The 19,868-nt window shown below is 61.5% G+C and carries 20 protein-coding genes; 4 read left to right on the top strand and 16 right to left on the bottom strand.

Annotation, left to right across the window (positions count from 1 at the left end; all coding sequences use genetic code 11):
* Positions 1–171: 171 nt before the first annotated feature.
* From NOX35_RS11695 to bla, 7 genes are all read right to left on the bottom strand, one after another.
* Positions 172–528: a DUF3325 domain-containing protein gene (locus tag NOX35_RS11695; RefSeq protein ID WP_182286797.1), complete on the bottom strand. Its 357-nt coding sequence runs from the start codon at positions 526–528 to the stop codon at positions 172–174.
* Between the two features lie 17 nt (positions 529–545).
* A complete protein-coding gene (locus NOX35_RS11690; RefSeq protein ID WP_256496693.1) occupies positions 546–842 on the bottom strand; it encodes a hypothetical protein in 297 nt (98 codons plus the stop codon).
* Positions 839–2,479, bottom strand: coding sequence for a PepSY domain-containing protein (locus NOX35_RS11685; RefSeq protein ID WP_256496692.1), 1,641 nt, complete (start codon positions 2,477–2,479; stop codon positions 839–841). Before NOX35_RS11685 ends, NOX35_RS11690 begins: the two co-directional genes overlap by 4 nt.
* Positions 2,480–2,489: 10 nt before the next feature.
* Positions 2,490–5,072, bottom strand: a complete 2,583-nt coding sequence (locus tag NOX35_RS11680; RefSeq protein ID WP_256496691.1) for a TonB-dependent siderophore receptor — start codon at positions 5,070–5,072, stop codon at positions 2,490–2,492.
* Positions 5,073–5,172: 100 nt separating this feature from the next.
* Entirely contained in the window at positions 5,173–6,168 is a 996-nt protein-coding gene (locus tag NOX35_RS11675) for a FecR family protein (protein ID WP_256496690.1), read from the bottom strand.
* Entirely contained in the window at positions 6,165–6,632 is a 468-nt protein-coding gene (locus NOX35_RS11670; RefSeq protein ID WP_256496689.1) for a sigma-70 family RNA polymerase sigma factor, read from the bottom strand. Before NOX35_RS11670 ends, NOX35_RS11675 begins: the two co-directional genes overlap by 4 nt.
* 196 nt (positions 6,633–6,828) lie before the next feature.
* Complete coding sequence (gene bla, locus NOX35_RS11665) at positions 6,829–7,734, bottom strand: class A beta-lactamase (RefSeq protein ID WP_256496688.1); 906 nt, start codon at positions 7,732–7,734, stop codon at positions 6,829–6,831.
* Positions 7,735–7,847: 113 nt separating this feature from the next.
* On the opposite strand from bla, the gene NOX35_RS11660 reads away from it, so the two are divergent.
* Both NOX35_RS11660 and NOX35_RS11655 read left to right on the top strand, forming a co-directional pair.
* Positions 7,848–8,711: a LysR family transcriptional regulator gene (locus tag NOX35_RS11660; RefSeq protein WP_182286791.1), complete on the top strand. Its 864-nt coding sequence runs from the start codon at positions 7,848–7,850 to the stop codon at positions 8,709–8,711.
* A 139-nt stretch (positions 8,712–8,850) separates the two neighbouring features.
* Positions 8,851–9,567: a glutathione S-transferase gene (locus tag NOX35_RS11655; RefSeq protein ID WP_256496687.1), complete on the top strand. Its 717-nt coding sequence runs from the start codon at positions 8,851–8,853 to the stop codon at positions 9,565–9,567.
* Between the two features lie 119 nt (positions 9,568–9,686).
* On the opposite strand, the gene NOX35_RS11650 is transcribed toward NOX35_RS11655, so the two are convergent.
* The 7 genes from NOX35_RS11650 to NOX35_RS11620 all read right to left on the bottom strand — a co-directional run bounded on the left by NOX35_RS11650 (position 9,687) and on the right by NOX35_RS11620 (position 16,448).
* Positions 9,687–10,187, bottom strand: coding sequence for a disulfide bond formation protein B (locus NOX35_RS11650; RefSeq protein WP_371878543.1), 501 nt, complete (start codon positions 10,185–10,187; stop codon positions 9,687–9,689).
* 159 nt (positions 10,188–10,346) lie between these two features.
* Positions 10,347–11,474, bottom strand: a complete 1,128-nt coding sequence (locus NOX35_RS11645; protein WP_063661045.1) for a sulfate/molybdate ABC transporter ATP-binding protein — start codon at positions 11,472–11,474, stop codon at positions 10,347–10,349.
* Between the two features lie 29 nt (positions 11,475–11,503).
* Positions 11,504–12,544: a sulfate ABC transporter permease subunit CysW gene (gene cysW / locus NOX35_RS11640; protein WP_182286788.1), complete on the bottom strand. Its 1,041-nt coding sequence runs from the start codon at positions 12,542–12,544 to the stop codon at positions 11,504–11,506.
* Between the two features lies 1 nt (position 12,545).
* Entirely contained in the window at positions 12,546–13,403 is an 858-nt protein-coding gene (cysT, locus tag NOX35_RS11635) for a sulfate ABC transporter permease subunit CysT (protein WP_034352054.1), read from the bottom strand.
* 155 nt (positions 13,404–13,558) lie between these two features.
* Positions 13,559–14,560: a sulfate ABC transporter substrate-binding protein gene (locus tag NOX35_RS11630; RefSeq protein ID WP_003079689.1), complete on the bottom strand. Its 1,002-nt coding sequence runs from the start codon at positions 14,558–14,560 to the stop codon at positions 13,559–13,561.
* Between the two features lie 217 nt (positions 14,561–14,777).
* Entirely contained in the window at positions 14,778–15,365 is a 588-nt protein-coding gene (locus NOX35_RS11625) for an alpha/beta hydrolase (RefSeq protein ID WP_256496686.1), read from the bottom strand.
* Positions 15,366–15,506: 141 nt separating this feature from the next.
* The gene (locus tag NOX35_RS11620) at positions 15,507–16,448 is read right to left on the bottom strand and encodes a LysR family transcriptional regulator (RefSeq protein ID WP_182286786.1); all 942 of its coding nucleotides are present in this window, start codon (positions 16,446–16,448) and stop codon (positions 15,507–15,509) included.
* A gap of 194 nt (positions 16,449–16,642) precedes the next feature.
* Between NOX35_RS11620 and NOX35_RS11615 the strand changes: the two genes are divergently transcribed.
* Positions 16,643–17,260, top strand: a complete 618-nt coding sequence (locus NOX35_RS11615; protein WP_256496685.1) for an FMN-dependent NADH-azoreductase — start codon at positions 16,643–16,645, stop codon at positions 17,258–17,260.
* 232 nt (positions 17,261–17,492) lie between these two features.
* Positions 17,493–17,891 carry a hypothetical protein gene (locus NOX35_RS11610; RefSeq protein ID WP_182286784.1) on the top strand — a complete coding sequence of 133 codons (399 nt, stop codon included), beginning with the start codon at positions 17,493–17,495 and terminating at the stop codon, positions 17,889–17,891.
* A gap of 42 nt (positions 17,892–17,933) precedes the next feature.
* Here the strand turns inward: NOX35_RS11610 and NOX35_RS11605 are convergent, their stop codons facing one another.
* Together NOX35_RS11605 and NOX35_RS11600 are read right to left on the bottom strand one after the other, a co-directional pair.
* Positions 17,934–18,731 (bottom strand): SDR family oxidoreductase, encoded by a 798-nt coding sequence (locus tag NOX35_RS11605; RefSeq protein WP_182286783.1) that lies wholly within the window; start codon positions 18,729–18,731, stop codon positions 17,934–17,936.
* A 129-nt stretch (positions 18,732–18,860) separates the two neighbouring features.
* Complete coding sequence (locus NOX35_RS11600; RefSeq protein WP_256496684.1) at positions 18,861–19,859, bottom strand: ABC transporter substrate-binding protein; 999 nt, start codon at positions 19,857–19,859, stop codon at positions 18,861–18,863.
* Positions 19,860–19,868 lie beyond the last annotated feature (9 nt).

Raw genomic sequence — 19,868 nt, 5'->3', positions numbered from 1 at the left:
CAGACAGCTCCGGTCCATCTTTAGACTGCCGATTGGATGCATCGATAACCGGACAGCCCTTTGCGACAAAACGATCCGGAGTCCGCGGTCTCGGCCTGTGAACTCCGGACTATGCCCAAGATCACGCCTCTGACTCCCCCTGAAATAACCACTGCGATCTTGCAGCAGCGGTCATCTCGTTGATGCGACCAGAACCGTCCAGGCCAAGGCAGCCAGGCCGCCCGTCCCCACAAGCGCTGCAGCGCACCGAGGCATATAGGCGAGCAGCCATGTGAGGGCCAGCGCGGCCACACTCAGGCAGCCCAGCCAGACCAATGCTCCCACCGCGCCACCCCAGAAGCCTGCGCAGTGCCACAGTGCCAGCAGCATCAGCGCCGCCCCCGCCAGACGCAGCACGACCCGCACCGCCGGCCCGGGCTCGCCGCGCGGTACAAGCTGATCGCAATGCCTGTCCATCGCCTGGCTCAGCACCAGCATGCCTGCCAGACATAGCGCCACGGCGCAGACCATCACCGGCCACAGACTCATGCCAGGCCTTTCAGCGCCTACAGCGCAGCCGTCAGCAAGGCAGCCGAGCCCGCCATCCATGCCATCACGCGCAGCAGGTTGCGCACATGGAAGGCCCAAAGTGCCACTGCGGTGTAGAGCAAAAAGCTGACCAAGGTTGATAACAGCACCGCAGGTGCACGCTGCATGGCACCCACGGCCGCAAGCGCATGGGCCAGCACGGCGCATGCCAGCGCCGTGAGCGCATAGCCACCCAGCGTGACCATCAGCACGCGCAGCAGCACGGCCCAGCGATAGCGCGTGGTCTGTGCCTTGGTCATTGCCGCCGCTTTCATGTGAGACCTCCCGTAACCGCGCCACGACCCGCACGCTGCTGCTTCACGCTCTTGCTACGCTGCGACTTTTCATGCCGCCATGCGCCCCAGGCCACCAGCAGACCCAGCGCCATGCAGGTCAGCTCCAGCCCACCTCGCCGGTCGTCGCCCTGCGCCAGATATAGCAGCAGGTGATGGCCTGTAGTGATGGCATTGAGCAGCGGCAAACCCAGACACAGCAAGGCCAGCATCCATAGCTGTTCGCGCCATGCCTTATACGTTGTGCGCAGCAGAGCATGCAGCAGGCTCAGGGCCCAGACGGCAAAGAACACGCGGATTTCCCAGCTGGAACGCTCCTCCAGTACCAGGGGCAGCAGGCGATTGCCATACAGGTAGGCAATCGACGCCAGTGCAGCCCCTGCCAGCGCTGCCACATTGAGCGCGTCGATGCTGCGGTACATGGAATGCGTTGCCCCACCCCATTCATGACCGCTTTTTGCACGACGCTTGACTGCAAACAATATCGATCCGGTGGCAATCATTGCGGTGCCAATCAGACCCAGAACGAAGTACAGCCACTTCATCGTCCAGCCACCAAAGGTGACCAGATGCAGCGCGCTGATGACTGGATAGGTATCGCTCGCCAGATTGCGGGACAGGGGATTTGTAGGTGGCTCCAGCACCTGACCGCTGACGGCATCGAACGTCACGGTACGCGAGGCGTTGACCAGGCGGCGCGTCGCCGCTGTCTCCGGTTTGCCTTCCGTGAAGCGTATCGTGGCCGGCGCCCCCTCAGGTCGCTGCACCACGACGCCCACAACAGGCTCCGTCAGCAGGGGCTGGGCCTGCTGCGCAAGGCTGACAAGGTCCACAGCTGCAATGGCAAGCACATTTGAAGGCGTATTCGCCTTGGGTCTGGCGCTCAACTCGGACTCATAGCGGCTGTAGGCCGAACGGTCCTGCCCATACAGCGAATGCAACGGCCAAGGCATATAGCTGGTGTAGAAATGCGCGAGTCCCGTGTAGACGATCATGAACAGAAACGGCAGCGTGAGCACGGCCGATGCATTGTGTGCATCGAGCCAGGAGCGTTGCCCCTTGCCCGGCCGGAAAGTGAAGAAGTCCTGAAAGATGCGCCGGTGAACGATCACGCCCGAGACCAGCGCCACCATCATGCACATCGATACCAGTCCCACCACCCAGAAGCCCGCGATGCCGCCCTGCAGGGAATAATGAAAGGACATGAAATGCCGGCCGCCTTCGGTCTCGCGCGTGGCGGGTTCGGGCAAGGCTTCGCCCGTCTGCGCATGCAGGCTGGCCTGCAGATCGCCGTCCTGGGCATGTGCGAATACCTTGACACCTTCGCCTGTGCGCAGCGGCAGACCGATGCGCCAGATACTCGCATCCGGCGCCGTCTTGCTCAGGTGCTGCTCGGCCAGCCGCAAGGCCAGCAGACGCTCGTCCAGAGAAAGCGGCTGCTGGCCGCTGCCCTCCAGTGGCCCTCCCTGCATCCATAGCGTGATGGGCTCACGGAACACGCTGATCGAGCCCGTCAGAAAAATGGCGCAGAGCAGCCAGCCGCACACCAGGCCGCACCAGGTGTGCAGCCATGACATGGTCTGGCGAAGTCCGGGCTGAGATGCTGGCTTGCCGCTCATGTCAGCCCACTCAGAATGCGCCACGCAAGGTCAGCAGGACACTGCGCGGCTCGCCATACCAGTTGCCACTGCCCGAGGTCCCAACCGTCTTGTAGTAAGTCTTGTCGAACAGATTGTGCACATTGAGTGCGGCCGACCAGTTGCGATTGATGCGGTATTGCACGCTGGCGCCCCAGACGGCGTAGCCGGCCTGAGCGAAGCGGAAAGGAACGGCATCTCCATCGTATTGGCCCGATGCCGGGTTGTAGCTGTTGGCCGTGCCGCTGACATAGGTGGCGCTTTGCAGCGTCACGCCACCGCCCAACGTCCATGGCGAGAGCTGGCCCTGCAACTGATACGTGCTCCACAGCTTGAACAGGTGCTTGGGTGTGATGGAGCTATAGACCAGTTGCGACGGGTCGGTCTTGTTGCGATTGTGGTTATAGGTATAGCCGGCAAACAACTGCCAGCCCTGCGCCAGCTGACCGTTCACTTCCATGTCCAGCCCCTGGCTGATGATCTTGCCCTGCGGGGCATAGCAGCAGCTCAGGCCCAGATTCCCCACATCCGTTTCCGGATAACGCGGATCACGCACCGCCTGCCCCTTGCGCTCGATACGGTACAAGGCCAGCGCAGTATTGAGCTTGCCGTCGGCGAGCTCTCCCTTCATGCCCAGCTCGAAGCTTCGACCCTTGATCGGGTCCAGCGCAGCCCCCGGTGCCGGCCCGGCCAGCATATTGGCCTGAGACTTGTGGATCTCGGTCACACTGCCATAGGCCGTCCACTGCTTGCCCAGGTCATACACCAGGCCCGCATAGGGGGTGAAGATGCCGCTTTCGCTGTAGTACTCACGACCGCTGGCCCGAACACTGCCATCGGAGTTGTAGTTGATGTATGGCGTGTCGTAGGAGTAGCTGGCATAGCGTCCTCCGACAATGGCGGTGAGCTGATCCGTCAGGCTCAGGTTGGCACGACCATAAAAGCCTTTTTGCGTGGCACCATAGCCGGGATAGCTGCGCGTCATTCGCTCGCGTACCGCAGGGGGAATTCTGCCGGGATCGAACTCATGGACATTGGTCAGAGACAGCGATGTATCCATCTCGGAGTAATAGGTGTCCTGATCGTCACGGACCTTGCTCCAGTCCGCGCCGAGCAGCAAGCGGTGCTTGCGGCCGAACAGCGAGAACGGGCCGCTGGCATGCACATCCAGGCTTTTTTTCTCCGAACGAAAGTCGTTGGAAAAGCCGGTCCAGCTGGAGCCCAGACCTGTTGCAGGATCAACGGCTCCGCTGAGGCTGGCCAGCCGCGCATCGCTGTCCACCTTCTGATAATTGACTTGAGCCTTGAGCTTCCAGTCCCCCGCCAGTTGCTGGTCGAGCTGCGCAAAAACCTCCTTGGCACTCTTGTCGTAGTGGCTCCAGCCTGCCATCAGCGCGGTTTTGCGGGACAGCTTCAGATCGTCGCCATTGGCGGCACGCGGCAGGCCTTCGCGCCAGGGTGTGGCCTTGAGCTTGTCGTAGCTGGCTCCCAGGCTCACACGCGTGGAGTTGCTCACATCGGCCTCCAGAGTGCCGTAGAGCAGGCTGTTTTGCGAATCCGCTCCGCGATAGAAGAAGTTCTTGTCCGAATGCGCGAGCACTGCACGACCACGCAGGCTCCCTGCTTCATTCAATGGAGCCGCAACATCCAGCTCGGCCTGCTTGCGGTTCCAGCTGCCGGCGCCCACCGAGCCCAGAATCTGCTTTTGCGCCGTGGGACGCTTGCGCACCAGATTGATGGCACCGCCAGGCTCCCCGTTGCCGCTGAACAGGCCGTTGGCGCCTCGCACCACCTGCACACTGTCATACATGGCCAGATTGGGGTCGAACAGCTGCTGGCTGAAAGCGTCCACGCTGGCTCCGTCGATCTGCACATTGCTGATCTCGAAACCGCGCGACAGAAACTTGGTGGCCGCACCGCCCAACCCTCCCGCACCGCCATAGTCCACCGTCACGCCGGTGGTCTGTTGCATCACCTCCCCCACATTGCTCAGGGCCTGATCTTCAATGCGCTGGCGCGTCACCACCGAGATCGACTGCGGTGTCTCGCGGATGTCCTGCCCTTTGCCCAGGGACACGTGCGAGGCGGCATACGAGCCGCTGCCCTCCGTGGCTTCGCGCTGAGCCTGGGCCGTCACCGTCACTTCGCCCAGCATGCCGGTCTGGCTGCTGTGACGGCGCACGGTGATGGCCGACCCGACAGGCACAGCCTCCAGTCCGCTCCCCGCCAGCGCCTTGGCCAGCGCCTCGTTCAAGGTCTGAACGCCTTGCAGCGCCGGCGCCGTGCGGCCCTCCACCAAGGCTGCGTCGACCGAAACCGACACCCCCCAGGTGCGTGCCAGCGAATTCAATGCCTGTCCCAGGGGCTGGGCAGGCAGGCTCAGGCTGCGCGAGGTGGACATGGCCGTCTGGCTGCTTGCGCTCTGGGCATGAGCCGTCGGCAACACCGCCAGAGCTGACCATGCCAGACAAGCCATGGCGCTGGCCAGAGCCACGCTGCGCAGACTGCCGCAATGTGAACCCGCAGCCGTACCCTCCTCTTGTTCAGAAGAAAAATGAGAGTGATTTCTTTTCATCAGATGAATCCTGTGAATTGCTTGTCAAAGTGCTTTCACAGTGAAGACGCATGAAACGGCTTGTACCGGACAAAAAATTTTCAGCCGGCCAGGCCTGCCGTCAGCGCCGGTGGATGGCGACTCTGCCATCGGGCAGCGACTGCACTCGCACCGGCAGGGAGCGCGGCAGACTGGCGATGAAAATGGCAGGCTCGCGCAGCTTGAAACTGCCGGTCAAACGCAGCGCTTGCAAAGAAGCTGCATCGTCCAGCACCATCGGCTGGGTCAGGTAGTCATTCCAGCGCGCTACAACCTCGGGCAGAGGCGTGTGGTCAAACACCAGCCAGCCTTCGCGCCAGGCGCCCACATCCACCGCGCTCAGGGAGTAAGGGGCAGGCTGGCCGCCTGCATCCACGCGCAGGCCCTGGCCTGCGGTCAGGAGCGCGTCCGGGGGGCGATCGGCCATGCCGCCCTGCTTCCACACTGCCACACGCCCCTGAGCAACACTGACCTGCAGGCCGGCGGGCCGTAGCGCCACAGAGAAAACCGTGCCCAGCACACGTACGCGGCCCAGGGCCGTGTGCACCTCAAGGGGACGCTCTGCGTCATGGACTACGTTGAGCCGGATTTCGCCCTGCTGCAGATGAACCTCGCGACGCTGGCGGTACAGCAGCACCGATGCATCGGTGCCTGGCGCCAGATCAAGCTGGCTGCCGTCGGGAAGATGGCGACTCAGTTGCTGGCCATGGCCCGTATGCAGCGCCATCTGATCCAGAGGCTGCAGCCAATGCCAGCGGCCGAGCATGCCGGCAAGGCCGGCCACACCGGCCACCCCCAGCACGGACAGCGCACGACGGCGGGTCTGCTGCACACGCGCCGAATGAGTGGCGGGCAAAGGCATCTCGCCCTGCAAAGCGCTGCATTGCGTCGCTTCCCAGGCTGCCATGGCGGCCTGCGCCGCCTGTTCGTTCGCCGGTCCCCTGGCTCGCCAGCGCGCCAGCGCCTCGGTCGCAGCCTGCGCCGCTTCAGGACTTGCGCCATGCTGGCGCGCAATCAGCAACAAGGCCTGCTCCAGGCGCTTGCGATCCGGCATGCCGAAGGAAACGTCGACACTCATGAGGTCAGCCCCATGCAATCACATACGGCGCGCACCACATGCTTTTCAATGGCGGCTTCGCTGATATTCATATGGGCTGCAGCCTCGGCATGGCTGAAGCCATAGATTCGCACCAGCACAAACACCTCGCGGCGCTTGCGCGGCATGGCCTGCAAACGGCGAGACAGCAGGGCCAGTTGCTGTCTCTCTTGCGCCTGCCGCTCGGGCGAGGGAGCTTCGTTCGCAGCCACCACGGCCAAGGTCTGCAGCATGCGGGCTTCGGCAGTGCGGCGGCGTGCATCGTCGATCACGATGTTCTTGCCGGTACGAAACAGCAGTGCCCGCAAGTCCCGCACCGCAAGCTCTCGCGACTGCATGGCAAATACCCGGGCATAGCTTTCCTGCACCACATCTGCAGCAGCATCTCGGCTATTGAGCGAGCGAGCAAAGAAACTGACGAGTTCTGCGTAATAGTGCGCAACCACGGATACACCTCGACCTCTTGCGAGGCATGCCGCCCAGGCTCTGGAATCGGCCGCAAAGCATGCAGCTACGGGGCGGGAAGCGCAGACTTTACCAGATAATAAGAATCAATCTCATTAATAGACAATCTCAAAGCCTCTTCGCATCGATGCAGAGCCGGCGTCGCGACAGGCGGTGAACCTGCGGCTCCATCGCTGATCAGATCGCGTAATACCAGCGCCTGACGGTTTCACCGGCCCTGGCCAGCACGGCCTCACGCCCCGCACCATCGAGCTGGCTGCCGGTCAGATAGGCTGTCACCAGCAGCGGCGCAGATTGCTCGGTAGGCCAGACGATAAGGGTGTCGCAGGCCGTGCCCCTCTCGCCGCTGCCCGTCTTGCCACCCACCTTCCAATCGGCGGGCATGCCGGCACGCACACGCTTGTCGCCGGTACGGCTGTCCACCAGCCATTGCTGCAACAGGGCGCGGGCATAGCCCTCCAGCACATCGCCCAGCAGCAACTTCTGCAGGCTCTGCAACATGGCCTGCGGCGTCGTGGTGTCGCGTTCATCGCCGGGCAGCGCGGTGTTCAGCGAAGGTTCGTTGCGGTCCAGCCTGGTGATGCCGTCACCCAGTTCGCGCAGCCATTGCGTCAGCGCCACCGGCCCGCCGCTGGCCTCCAGCAGCACATTGGCCGCCGTGTTGTCGCTGACAAGCACCATCGCTTCGCACAGCTCCTGCACCGTCATGCCGCCATTGGCTCCAGCACGCTTTTCGGATATCGGCGACCAGGCCACGACCTCGGAAGGAGAGTAATAGAGCTTGCGCCACAGTCGAATCTCGTCTCTCTGGGCCAGATACAGCACACGTGCTGCCAGCAAGGTCTTGAAGGTGCTGCACATGGGAAAGCGCTCGTCGCCACGCCAGCCTGCCTCGGCACCGCTGACGGTATCCAGCACATACAGGCCGAGCCGGCCCCGAGACTGAATTTCCAGCGCCGCCAGCTCGTCGCTCAATGCTCTCGCCGCTGCGGCCTGCTGCTTGGAGATAAAAGCACAGCCGCTCAGTCCCCAGACCCCTAGGCCCAAGGCCAGTCCTGTTGTCAGCATGCTGCGTCGTTGCATAAGATCCTCTTTTGGTTAACTGCCATGGTTTGAAGCATAAATCGGTAGATTCGTACGAACCAGCAGTAATAATTGACACGATCCATTAGAAAAACTTTTATCTTGATTGAGGTATGCAGCTACCACTGAACGCCTTGCGCATGTTTGATGCAGCCGCCCGTCACCTGAGCCTGACCCGCGCAGCACAGGAGCTGCATGTGACGCAGGCCGCCGTCAGCCAGCACATCCGCAATCTCGAGGAACGCCTGGGCAAACCTTTGTTTCGTCGCCTGCCGCGTGGCTTGGCCCTGACCGACGAAGGCCAGGCTTTGTGGCCCGTGGTAGCGCAGAGCTTCGAGCGCATAGAACAATCGCTGCAGCAGGTGGCAGAGCCACGACCACGCGAAATTCTGACCGTGGGCGTAGTCGGCACTTTTGCCATCGGCTGGCTGATCCCCAGGCTGAGCCAGTTCCAGCAGTTGCATCCCTATATAGACCTCAGGCTGCTGACCAATAACAATCGTGTGGATCTAGCCGGCGAAGGACTGGACGCCGCCGTGCGGTTTGGCGACGGTGCCTGGCATGGCACGCACGCGCAGATGCTGCTGCGCGCTCCGCTCTCTCCCATGTGCATCCCCATGCTGGCACAGCAACTGCGCGAGCCTGCCGACCTGGCCCGGCAAACCCTGCTGCGCTCCTATCGGACCCAGGAATGGGAAGGCTGGTTTGCCGGCCTTGACCAGGCTGCCCCAATGGCGCGTGGAGCCATGTTCGACTCTTCGCTGACGCTGGCCGAGGCCGCCGCCCAAGGCGCAGGCGTGGCCTTGCTGCCCGCGCGCATGTTCGAGCACATGCTGCAGCAGGGTCGACTGGTGCGCCCTTTTGCCCACGAGGTCGATACCGGCGCCTACTGGCTAACCTATCTCAAGTCACGCCAGGCCAGCGCCGCCCTGCAGACCTTCAGACAATGGCTGATGACCCAGCTGCAAACCGACTGAAACCAGCTCTCCTTAATGGATCAAACCGTTTCATGCCCATCGTTTCAAGCCATCAATCCGTGAGCACTCCAAAACATCTAAGCCGCACAGGCCTGCATGGCTTCAGGGCAACAGGTACAGTACACGCCCAGCAAGCGCCATGGCGCTTTGGTTTCATTCATCTCATCAGACACCTGCCTTGACTGCCGCCGCCACCCTGCCCGTCCTGTACTCCTTCCGCCGCTGCCCCTATGCCATTCGCGCCCGTCTGGCGCTGGCCCATGCGGGCCTGGCTTGTGAACTGCGTGAAATCAATCTGCGCAACAAGCCGCAGGCACTGCTCGACGCATCGCCCAAGGGCACGGTGCCCGTGCTGGTGCTGCAGGATGGGAAAGTCATCGACCAGAGCCTGGAGGTGATGCTGCATGCGCTGCGCGACAACGACCCCGATGGCTGGCTGCAACCCACGCATGGCAGCCTGGAGGACATGCTGGGCCTGATCGAGCGCAATGACGGCTTCTTCAAGCAGGCTCTTGACCGCTGCAAATACCCCGAGCGCCACGACGCCGAGGCAGTGAACCAGGCCCAGGCCGATGCGCTGACCTGGCTGTCGGCACTGAACGATCAGCTCGAGGAGACCGGCTATCTGTTCGGACTGAACCCCAGCCTGGCCGATATGGCACTGCGCCCCTTCGTAAGGCAGTACGCGCGCATCGACGAAGCGCAGTGGAACGAGCAGCCATGGCCTCATCTGCAGCATTGGCTGCAACGCTGGATTGACTCGGCCCTGTTTGCCGAAGTCATGGAAACCTATCCAGGCTGGGTGCCGGGCAGCAAGGGGCCGACATTTGTTGGCGAGAGTGTGGAAAGCCTCTGATGGCGCAACCAGAGCTGCGAACGCGTGATTGACAGCTATGGCAAGCGTTTCAGAACCATTAAAAAACCCCGGCAGCTTAGGCTTGCCGGGGTTTTTTAATGCATTGCCATCAACGAGATTCAGCGCTTCGCGCCCTTGAACAGCAGTACCGCCAAAATCACGACAAACGCCACTAGGCAGACAAACGACCAGTTGGCAATGGAGCCGCCCAGCAAAGTCCAGTCAATGGCAGCGCAGTCGCCCGAGCCCTGGAAGATCATAGGGATGGAGCGGCTGAAGGAGTAGTGCTCGATCATGCCGTAGAAGTCACGGCCGCAGGTCGCGAACTCGGGGGGATACCACTGCAGCCAGCTTTGGCGTGCTGCTACAAACGCCCCGAAACCGCTGGTCAACAGGGCCAGAATGCCAAAGCTCATCCACCAGCCTTTTTGACCTCTAAGGCTTGCCAAGCCTGTGAAGATAGCTACCAAAATCAGTGCATAACGCTGCACGATGCACATGGGGCAAGGCTCCAGGCCCACCACATGCTGCAAGTAAAGGCCAAACGCCAGCATGGCCACACAGGCGACGCTGATCAGCGCCAGGATGCGCCGCGGCGCGGTTTCAAACCATTGAAGCATCATTATCTTTCTGCGAAATTTCTGAATCATGCCAACATCAAGGATAACGCCCTCTGATGCCTGCATGACTCCTTCGCAGAAGACTGCAAGCCAGGGCCGCCTCGCGGCGACCCTGTGTGATCCCCGAGAGGGGGAAGGCGCATAGCGCCTCAGAGGGTGTCAAATCCCAGCCGCCTCATCCAGGAACACCTTGGCCCGGCGCGGCGTCACCACCAGGGTTTCACCTTCGCGCAGACCCATGTCCTTGAACTGCTGTGCGGGAATCTGGGCTTCGATCAGCCCCTCTTCACCGGCATGGCTGGCATTTGGTGTGGTCTCGGAGGGAATAAGTTCCAGCCTGGCGATGGGGCCGACCACAATGGCGCGCGAAAGCTGGGCCACGATGCCTGTCGGACGCCCCTGGGCGTCGAGGTTCTGGCCCGGTGAATAGCGCTCCACTTCCAGATCATGGGGTCGCACATAGGCAAAAGCCTGGCTGTCCTGGGCACCGCGCGCATCGCTGCTGTCGAGCTGCATGCCTTCGTCCAGATAGACTCGGCCATCGCTGGCGCGCCCCTTGAACAGGTTCACATCGCCCAGGAAACCATAGACAAACGGTGTGGCGGGGTTGTCCCAGACCTGCTGGGGCGTGCCTTCCTGTTCGATCTTGCCCTGGTTGATGACCACGACGCGGTCCGCCACTTCCAGCGCCTCTTCCTGGTCGTGGGTCACGAAGATGGAAGTCACATGCAATTCGTCATGCAACTGACGCAGCCAGCGACGCAGTTCCTTGCGCACCTTGGCATCCAGCGCACCAAAGGGCTCGTCAAGCAGCAACACCTTGGGCTCGACGGCCAGGGCACGGGCCAGTGCAATACGTTGACGCTGGCCGCCCGAGAGTTGCGACGGATAGCGCTCTGCAATCCAGTCCAGCTGCACCAGCTTGAGCAGCTTCATGACCTTTTCCTTGATGACGGCCTCGCTGGGGCGTTCCTTGCGCGGCTTGACACGAAGGCCGAAAGCCACGTTCTCGAACACGGTCATGTGGCGGAACAGCGCATAGTGCTGAAACACAAAGCCCACGTTGCGATCGCGCACATGCACATCGGTGGTGTCTTCTCCACTGAAGTGGATGCTACCCACGTCGGCAGTCTCCAGACCCGCGATGATGCGCAGCAGCGTGGTCTTGCCGCAGCCCGATGGGCCGAGCAAGGCGATCAGTTCGCCCGATTTGATATCCAGACTCACATCGCGCAGGGCCTGAAAATCGCCGAACTGCTTGCTGACATTACGAATTTCGATACTCATGATGAATCTCTTGTTCTGACCCGGGCAGCTCAGGCTGCCTTGGCGGTTTTGTTCGTTGCGAGGCTGATCTGGCCTGGGCGCTCGGGTGGTGCTTCGGCTGCGGCCTTGGCCTGCTGCTCGGCACGCCACTCGGCGAGTGACTTGATCACCAGCGTCACCAGCGCCAGCAGCGCCAGCAGCGATGCCACGGCAAATGCGGCAGCCGCCTGGTAGTCGGCATACAGCACTTCCACGTGCAAGGGCATGGTGTTGGTCTGGCCCCGGATATGACCGGAGACCACGGACACGGCACCGAATTCGCCCATGGCACGGGCGTTGCACAGAATCACCCCATAGACCAGACCCCATTTGATATTGGGCAAGGTGACATTCCAGAAGGTCTGCCAGCCCGAGGCTCCAAGCACGATAGCAGCCTGCTCTTCGTCGCTGCCCTGGGCCTGCATCAACGGGATCAGCTCCCGAGCGATGAAGGGAAAGGTCACGAACACGGTGGCCAGCACAATGCCGGGTACGGCAAAGATGATCTGAATGTTGTGCTCGGCCAGCCAGGGGCCCAGCCAGCCATTGGCACCGAACACCAGCACATACATCAGACCTGCGACCACGGGCGAGATGGAGAACGGCAAATCGATCAAGGTCGTCAGGAATGCCTTGCCCTTGAACTCGTACTTGGCAATACACCACGCGGCCGCCACACCGAAGACCAGATTCAAGGGCACGGCAATCAGCGCCGTGATCAGCGTAAGCTTGATGGACGAGATCGCATCGGGCTCGCCCAGCGAGGTGACATAGACATCCCAGCCCTTGCGCAATGCTTCGCCAAAAACGGACAGCAATGGCAGGATCAGGAAGATCAGCATGAACAGCAGGGCCACTGTGGTCAGAACCCAGCGCACCCAGCGTGGCTCGGTCGTGGTCATTTTCTCGAGCTTTGCTGTCTTGGGCGGAGCCGTGATCTTGTACAGGGCGACCAGGACCACCAGAGCAATGGCGACGATGGTGAAAAGATGCGCCCAGATGGGCAGCAGATTGGGGAACAGCGCCTGAATGGCTGCGTGAATCGAAGACATCTCAGCGGCCTCCCTGCGCCTTGCGCTGCCATGCCTGCAGTGCGTTGATCAGCAGCAGCAATACAAAAGAGATCAGCAGCATCACCACGGCCACGGCCGTGGCACCCGCCACATCGTGTTGATCCAGCTTGGCCATGATGATCAGCGGAGTGATTTCCGAAACCATGGGAATGTTGCCGGCAATGAAGATCACCGAGCCATACTCACCCACGGCGCGCGCAAAAGCCATGGCGAAACCGGTCAGCAGCGCCGGGCCGATATGCGGCAGTATGACTTTGTAGAAAATCTGCCAGCGCGATGCCCCAAGGCTGGTTGCCGCCTCTTCCAGCTCCTTCTCGAAGTCTTCCAACACCGGCTGCACGGTACGCACCACAAAAGGCAGACCGATGAAGATCAATGCAATGGCGATGCCCTTGGGGTTGTAGGCCATCTGAATGCCCAGCGACTCGAAGTACTGCCCGATCCAGCCGTTACCCGCATACAGCGCCGACAGCGAAATACCGGCCACGGCCGTGGGCAGCGCAAACGGCAGATCGACCAGCGCATCCACCACCTTCTTGCCGGGGAACTGGTAACGCACCAGCACCCAGGCAATCAGCATGCCGAACACCACGTTCACACAGGCTGCGATAAAGGACATGGTGAAGGACAGCTCATACGAAGCGACCACGGCCGGTGCCGAGACCGCAGTCCAGAACTGCTCCCAGGTCAATGAGAAGCTTTTGAACAGCAGGGCTACCAGCGGGATGAGCACGATGATGCTCAGATAGAAAATGGTGTAGCCCAGCGTCAACCCGAAACCGGGCAACACTCGCTTGGCACTACGCGCCTTGCGTGGGGCTAGAGCAGCAGAGGACATATTCAAGGACGAAACGGGGGGTGGATTTCACTGAAGGTCAATCAAGCACGGCCCAGCTCGAAAACATCGAGCAAGGGCCGTCCCGCAGCGAGGGTGTTGTCCCTCCCGCTCAGCGGGAGAGGAGAAAGCCGCAAAGCGGCCCAGGGGGGAGCCGGTTACTTACCGGGGGTATACAGCTTGTCGAACTGGCCGCCATCGTTGAAGTGCACCTTCTGCGCTTCGGTCAGAGAGCCGAAGTACTTGGCCACGGTGAACTGCTTGATGGGCTTGAACTGGTCGGCGTGCTTCTTGAGCACCGCTTCGGAGCGAGGGCGGATCGCATGCTTGGCAGCGATTTCCTGGGCTTCGTCAGAGTACAGCCACTGCAGATAGTCGGTGGCCAGCTGGGTGGTTCCCTTCTTGGCCACAGTGCGCTCGACCACGGCCACAGGGTTCTCGGCCACGATGCTCACTGATGGGTAGACGGCGTCGACCTTGCCCTGGCCGAATTCACGGTCCACGGATACAACTTCGGATTCGAAAGTGATCAGCACATCGCCGATATTGCGCTGCAAGAAGATGCTGGTCGCATCGCGGCCGCCCTTGCCCAGCACGGGCACGTTCTTGTAGAGCTTTTGCACGAATTCGGCGGCTTGCGCATCGGTGCCGCCCTTTTCACGCACCGAGCCCCAGGCTGCCAGATAGGCGTAGCGACCATTGCCGCCAGTCTTGGGGTTGACCACCACGACCTTCACGTCGGGACGCACCAGATCGGACCAGTCCTTGATGTTCTTGGGGTTGCCGTTGCGCACCAGGAACAGCATGGTCGATGTCGTGGGCGATGCATCGTGCGGGAACTTCTTGTTCCAGTCCTTGGCGACCACGCCGTTCTGGGCCAGGAAATCCACATCGGTGGTCGTGTTGAAGGTCACCACATCGGCAGCCAGACCGTCATTGACAGCGCGGGCCTGAGCACTGGAGCCGCCATGAGACTGGTCCACCTTGATGTCCACGCCCTTGGTCTTCTTGTAATGGGCGATAAAGGCAGCGTTGTAATCCTTGTAGAACTCGCGCGCCACATCATAGGAGACATTGAGCAGCTGAGTTTGCGCCGAGGCAGCGCCTGCTGCTGCCAGTGCGATGGATGCCAACAATGTCTTGAGCTTCACGGAATGCATGGTTCGCGGCCTTTTCTTGAGCAATGTGTATAGATGTACACATTGTGCGAACGACTCCTTAAAACTCAAAAGAATATATTTTTCTTTGTTTTTCCGAAATTCAATATAAAGAATGAAACAGCACGCAAGGCCAACGCGAAAATAGCTGGAAGTGCTTTATCAGAAAGCGCCTGCAGCTATCAAAAGAAAAGCATGATCGGAAAACTGACCAAGGACTTCAAGCCGCAAGTGCAGCTGACTGCAAGGGCCGGGCCGAGGTCTGGGCATTCCAGCCGCCCTGCTCGGTCAACGACTGCAGCAGCGCCAGGCCCAGCGGCCAGGCGCCAAAGCCCGATTCGATATTGATGTGTCCGGCGTTCTGCAAGCGCACCAGCTCGCTACCCCAGGCCCTGGCATAAGCGCCCGCACGGCGTATGGGGCAGAACGGATCATTGCTGCTGGCCACCAGCACGCTGCGATAGGGCAGCGGCGCATAGGGCACGGGAGCGAAGTCGGCCAGCTGGGCACGGCGCTCGGGATCGGCCGGAGCCACCAGCAAGGCGCCATGCACGCGCGCCGCAGCGGCCTCGCCCAGATGCGCGGTCGTGATGCAACCCAGGCTGTGAGCCACGATGACGGCAGGACGCTCATCGGAGAGCAAGACTTTCTCCAGCGCCCCAACCCATGCATCGCGGTGCGGCACCAGCCAGTCCTGCTGCTGTACACGCACAGCCCCTTCCAGCTGCTCTGCCCACAGGCTTTGCCAATGGCTTGGACCGGAGTTGCGCCATCCAGGCACGATCACGATGCGAAATGGGGATGTCATGCTGCCTCCTGTAATCTCGGAGCGCCAGCCGGGCGAGAGGAAAAAGCCCGGCGCGCTCCTGATCTGATAACAAGGCAGTCATTGTGGGCAGGGCCTGCACAAATCCCAACGAATGTTTTGTTGTTACCTTATGGGCAGAAGCTAATGCGGCGCCGAGGCCGATGCAGCCTTCTGCGCGGCAGAGATGCTGCTGCCCGGCATGCGCTCGCCAAGGAAGTCCAGAAAATGCCGGACTGCCGGCGCCAGCCCGCGCCGCGAGGGAAACACCGCATGCACAATGCCGCGCGGAGGCGCCCATTGCGGCAGCAACTGCACCAGAGTACCCTGGGTCAATTCGTCCTGACACATATAGTCAGGCAGCCAGCACATGCCGCTGCCGGCCAGGGCCGCAAACTTCAGCGTCAGCAGATCGTCGACCACATAGCGCGGCTCCAGTTGCAGCCGGTGCTCCTTGCCTTCGGGCCCGACGAGCAGCAGACTGGAATGGCCGTCGACCGCCGTCATCGCCATGCTGTCCAGCAACTGCAAGTCCTCCAGCGACCTGGGCGTGCCCTGGCGCTGCAGCAGATCGGGGCTGGCCACCAGAATCTGGCGTGAGCTGTCGAGTCGCTTGACGACCATGGAGCCGCTGTCCTCCAGAGTGGCACGCACGCGCAATGCGACATCCACCCCCTCCTCGACAAGATTGACAGGGCGGTTGGTGACTTGCATCTCCACCTGCACCAGCGGGCAGCGCTTGAGGAATTCGGGCATCAGCTCACCCAGCACCGTCTGCGCGAGTGTCACCGGACAGGTCACACGAATGGTGCCGCGCGGCTCGGTCTGGACTTCGGCCACGGCATCCGATGCGGCCAAGGCTGCATCGCGCATGGCCTGGCCATGACGCAGAAAGGTCTCCCCCACTTGCGTCAGAGACAGCTTGCGGGTGGTCCGTTGCAGCAAGCGCACCCCAAGATGGGCCTCCAACTCGGCAACACGGCGCGAGAGGCGCGACTTGGGAATGCCCAGTGCTCGCCCCGCAGCGGCAAAGCCGCCGCGCTCGACCACTTCGACGAAGTACAGCATGTCGTTGAGATCCACCATGCATATATCCTTGGACTCGATTGAATTGATATTTGGAACGATCTATCGCATTTTTGCAGACTTATTGCCGAATCTAAACAAATCTACAATCTATCCCATTGCAATTCAAAACGAATCACTGTTTTGCCGCAACGCAGCATCCGGGCTGGGCAAGAAGTGCTCTCTTACTCATTTTTAGAGGTATAGGTACCAATATGCGAATCCTGCACATCGACTCTTCCATCACTGGCTCCAATTCCGTGACCCGCGCACTGACAGCAGATATCGTTGCCAGCCTCAAGCAGGCCAACCCCGAAGCCAAGGTGGACTACCTGGATCTGGCCGTGAGCGCCCCCAGTCACCTGAGCGCGCAGTCTCTGGGCTTTCGCACCGGCCAGGCCGCTGCCACCGAAGTCGAACGTCAGGAAAACGCTGTCTCCGAAGCCCTGGTCAGCCAGTTCCTCGCAGCTGACGTGATCGTCGTGGGCGCTCCCTTCTACAACTTCACCATTCCCTCGCAGCTGAAGGCCTGGCTGGACCGCATCGCCCAGGCTGGCCGTACGTTCAAGTACACCGCTACCGGCCCCGTGGGTCTGGCCGGCGACAAGAAGGTCATCGTCGCTTCCGCTCGCGGCGGCGCATACTCCACCAGCGACGCGGGCCAGGCCATGGAACACCAGGAAAGCTATCTGAAGGTGATCTTCGGCTTCATGGGCGTGACCGACGTGACCATCGTGCGCGCTGAAGGCGTTGCCATGGGCCCCGACGCCAAGGCTGCTGCCATGGAAGCTGCCAAGGCCCAGATAGAACAAGCACAAGCCGTTGCTGCCTGATAGCTGGCAGAGCTGCAAAAGCCGGTACCGCCCATGGCGTACCGGCTTTTTTTGCGCAACAAACTTGCTCACGACCAAGGCTTCGGACATTTCCGACTGAAGTTCTGGAAAAAACTGCCGATCTGCAGGCCTGAACCCGCTGTTTTTGATACTCTGAAAACAGTTCGATACCTATCAGGTCCGAGTCCCGGTTGACTCGGACGTGTTTTCCCAGATGCCAGCTTCTCGCCCCATGTCCACCGCCACCCATCAAGCGCCTCAGCGCTCCGACGAAAACCTCGTCGTCACCGCTATTGCCGCGTTTCTGGTGGCAGCACTGATTCTGGGTACGGTCGCCTATCAATATCTCAAGCATTCGCAGCAGCAAGAGCAGACCCGTACCGACCGTCAGGCCTACAAGCGCTACAACGACTATCTGAACTCCACCGAGCAGGCAGTTCCCGAGCCAGCCACCAAGCCGCCAGCCCCCGCACAGGTCAGCGCGCCTGCCGCGCCACCCAGCATGACCGAGAAGCTGCTCAGCCACCCGGCCGTCACGCCTGGCCCGGGCTTCAACGCCCCCGGCGTACAGCAGACCGGCGTGGCCATCATCGATGCGATGGATCACGCCCAGGCATCTGCCAAACAGTAAGGTCAAGAAGGCAGACAGGCTTTGCCTTGACTGCCCGGCAGCTCAGCGCATCACCAGACCGCCGTCGACAAGCAGCAGTTGCCCGGTCATGAAACCGCTGAGTTCCGACGCAAGGAACAGCACCGGCCCTGCCACATCTTCGGGCCGTGCCAGCCGCCGCAGCGGCGTGGCCGCCATCAGCGATTCACGAAAAGACTCCTTGCTGCCCTGTGTGCCCTGCGTGGGATAGACCAGACCGGGCGCCACACAGTTGACGCGGATGCCCACTGGCCCGAGCTCGCTGGCCAGATTGCGGCTGAAGGCCAGCAAAGCACCCTTGGATGTGGTGTAGTCGTGGTAGGCGACAACAGGCTGCTCCACCAGATTGCTGACGATATTGACAATGCTGCCGCGCGCGCGCTGGCGCATCAGCGGCAGCACCGCACGGCAGACATTGAAGCTTGCGCCTACAGCCCCGTCGAACTGTGCCTGATAGTCCGCCCATTGCAGATCCTCAAAACGGCTGCGGCGTTCCGGGTCGAATGCATAGGGCCTGAAGGCGTTGTTGACCACGATGTCGATGCCCCCCGCTTCGCGCACTATGCCGTCCACCATGCCCTGCACCGCATCGGGCGATCCCACATCGGCCTTGACCGCCCAGGCATCCCCCCCCGAGCCCTGGCCCGCGGCCAGGCAGGCATCCACGGTGCTGGCTGCAGCCTCGTCATTGGACAGGTAGTTGACGGCCACGGTCGCACCCTCACGCGCAAACGCCAGTGCAATCGCCGCACCGATGCCGCGGCTGGCGCCCGTCACCAGCACCACCTTGCCGTGCAAGCCCATTGAAGAAGACTGACTCATATTCACGATTTCCATTCAAACACTGGCAGGCCCCAAGTAAGAGACAGCAAGCAAGGCCCTTGGCGGCACCGGCTCCCAGCGAGAGGGGAAGACGCGGGGCCGCCCTGGTAACACGCCTCAGTGGGAGATTTACAGCGGCACAACCACATCCGCCACCTTGATCTGACGCTGCACCATGCCCAGCGATCGGTAGACATCGGCACCCTTTTGCAGCGCAGCCAGATCGAAGCTGCCCAGAGGCTGACCCTGGACTGCAGGCATGGAAGAGACGTTACGCAGGCGGATCACATCCAGATTGATGTCGCGACGCGTGCCGTCGATGGCATATTTGCTGGCCAGCACCGAGGCCTCCTCGGGATTCGCCATCATCCAGGCAGCGCTTTCGCGGTAGCCCTTGACGAATGCCTTGAGCAAGTCCTTCTTCTGCTGGAACACCTCCTCGCGCACCACAAACATGTCGCTGGACATATTGAGGTGGTCGCTGACCTGCATCACGTTGACTTCCCCTATGCCCTTGCGCAGCCCCACGGCCAGGCCGGTATCCGTGGCGGCAGTCGCATCAACCTGCCCTTGCATCAGGGGCGCAAAGTTCAGCAGGCCGGTCACGACAATGCTCACATCCGACTCCTTGAGACCGGCCTGATGCAGCATCACCAGCAGGTTCTGGCGCGTGCCGCTGGCAAGGCTGTAGACACCGATCTTCTTGCCCTTGAGGTCTGCGGGCTTGCGAATGCCCGAGGACTTGAGCGAGACCACGTTGAACACGTTCTGCGGATAGATGTCGTAGATCGCCACCAGCTTCTCGCCCTTGTCCAGAGCCATGAAGAAGGAGCCTGGGTCGGTAAACGCCACGTCGGCCTGGCCGCTGAGGATGTTGCGGATTGCATCGCCGCCGCCCGCTCCGGGCAGATAGGCCAGTTCCACGCCGTTCGCCTTGAAGAAGCCTTTTTCGGGCTCGACCAGAATATTGGTGATCTCGCTGATGGGCTTGCTCCAGCCGGCCAGACGAATCTTGCCCTGCAGGGGAACCGCCATGCTAGTGCCGGTCATGGCAAGGCCGCTCAGGCCTGCACAGGCGCCGAGCAGGCTGCGACGAGAGATGAACGAAGTCTGGTTGCTGGTGTGCATGACAAATGG

The sequence above is a fragment of the Comamonas sp. C11 genome (genome assembly GCF_024496285.1).
In the GTDB taxonomy this organism is placed as follows: domain Bacteria; phylum Pseudomonadota; class Gammaproteobacteria; order Burkholderiales; family Burkholderiaceae_C; genus Comamonas; species Comamonas testosteroni_F.
Note: the sequence above shows the minus strand (reverse complement) of the source record. Positions and strands in the feature narration are given on the sequence as shown.

Bases quoted from the DNA above. Each gene is read 5' to 3' on its own strand.
- NOX35_RS11695 (WP_182286797.1), bottom strand. From the start codon at position 528: ATGAGTCTGTGGCCGGTGATGGTCTGCGCCGTGGCGCTATGTCTGGCA.
- cysW (WP_182286788.1), bottom strand. From the start codon at position 12,544: ATGTCTTCGATTCACGCAGCCATTCAGGCGCTGTTCCCCAATCTGCTG.
- NOX35_RS11655 (WP_256496687.1), top strand. From the start codon at position 8,851: ATGGCGCTTTGGTTTCATTCATCTCATCAGACACCTGCCTTGACTGCC.
- NOX35_RS11645 (WP_063661045.1), bottom strand. From the start codon at position 11,474: ATGAGTATCGAAATTCGTAATGTCAGCAAGCAGTTCGGCGATTTTCAG.
- NOX35_RS11605 (WP_182286783.1), bottom strand. From the start codon at position 18,731: ATGAGTCAGTCTTCTTCAATGGGCTTGCACGGCAAGGTGGTGCTGGTG.
- NOX35_RS11615 (WP_256496685.1), top strand. From the start codon at position 16,643: ATGCGAATCCTGCACATCGACTCTTCCATCACTGGCTCCAATTCCGTG.
- NOX35_RS11610 (WP_182286784.1), top strand. From the start codon at position 17,493: ATGTCCACCGCCACCCATCAAGCGCCTCAGCGCTCCGACGAAAACCTC.
- NOX35_RS11690 (WP_256496693.1), bottom strand. From the start codon at position 842: ATGAAAGCGGCGGCAATGACCAAGGCACAGACCACGCGCTATCGCTGG.
- NOX35_RS11620 (WP_182286786.1), bottom strand. From the start codon at position 16,448: ATGGTGGATCTCAACGACATGCTGTACTTCGTCGAAGTGGTCGAGCGC.
- NOX35_RS11680 (WP_256496691.1), bottom strand. From the start codon at position 5,072: ATGAAAAGAAATCACTCTCATTTTTCTTCTGAACAAGAGGAGGGTACG.
- NOX35_RS11675 (WP_256496690.1), bottom strand. From the start codon at position 6,168: ATGAGTGTCGACGTTTCCTTCGGCATGCCGGATCGCAAGCGCCTGGAG.
- NOX35_RS11600 (WP_256496684.1), bottom strand. From the start codon at position 19,859: ATGCACACCAGCAACCAGACTTCGTTCATCTCTCGTCGCAGCCTGCTC.
- NOX35_RS11660 (WP_182286791.1), top strand. From the start codon at position 7,848: ATGCAGCTACCACTGAACGCCTTGCGCATGTTTGATGCAGCCGCCCGT.
- cysT (WP_034352054.1), bottom strand. From the start codon at position 13,403: ATGTCCTCTGCTGCTCTAGCCCCACGCAAGGCGCGTAGTGCCAAGCGA.
- NOX35_RS11630 (WP_003079689.1), bottom strand. From the start codon at position 14,560: ATGCATTCCGTGAAGCTCAAGACATTGTTGGCATCCATCGCACTGGCA.
- NOX35_RS11685 (WP_256496692.1), bottom strand. From the start codon at position 2,479: ATGAGCGGCAAGCCAGCATCTCAGCCCGGACTTCGCCAGACCATGTCA.
- NOX35_RS11650 (WP_371878543.1), bottom strand. From the start codon at position 10,187: ATGCTTCAATGGTTTGAAACCGCGCCGCGGCGCATCCTGGCGCTGATC.
- NOX35_RS11625 (WP_256496686.1), bottom strand. From the start codon at position 15,365: ATGACATCCCCATTTCGCATCGTGATCGTGCCTGGATGGCGCAACTCC.
- bla (WP_256496688.1), bottom strand. From the start codon at position 7,734: ATGCAACGACGCAGCATGCTGACAACAGGACTGGCCTTGGGCCTAGGG.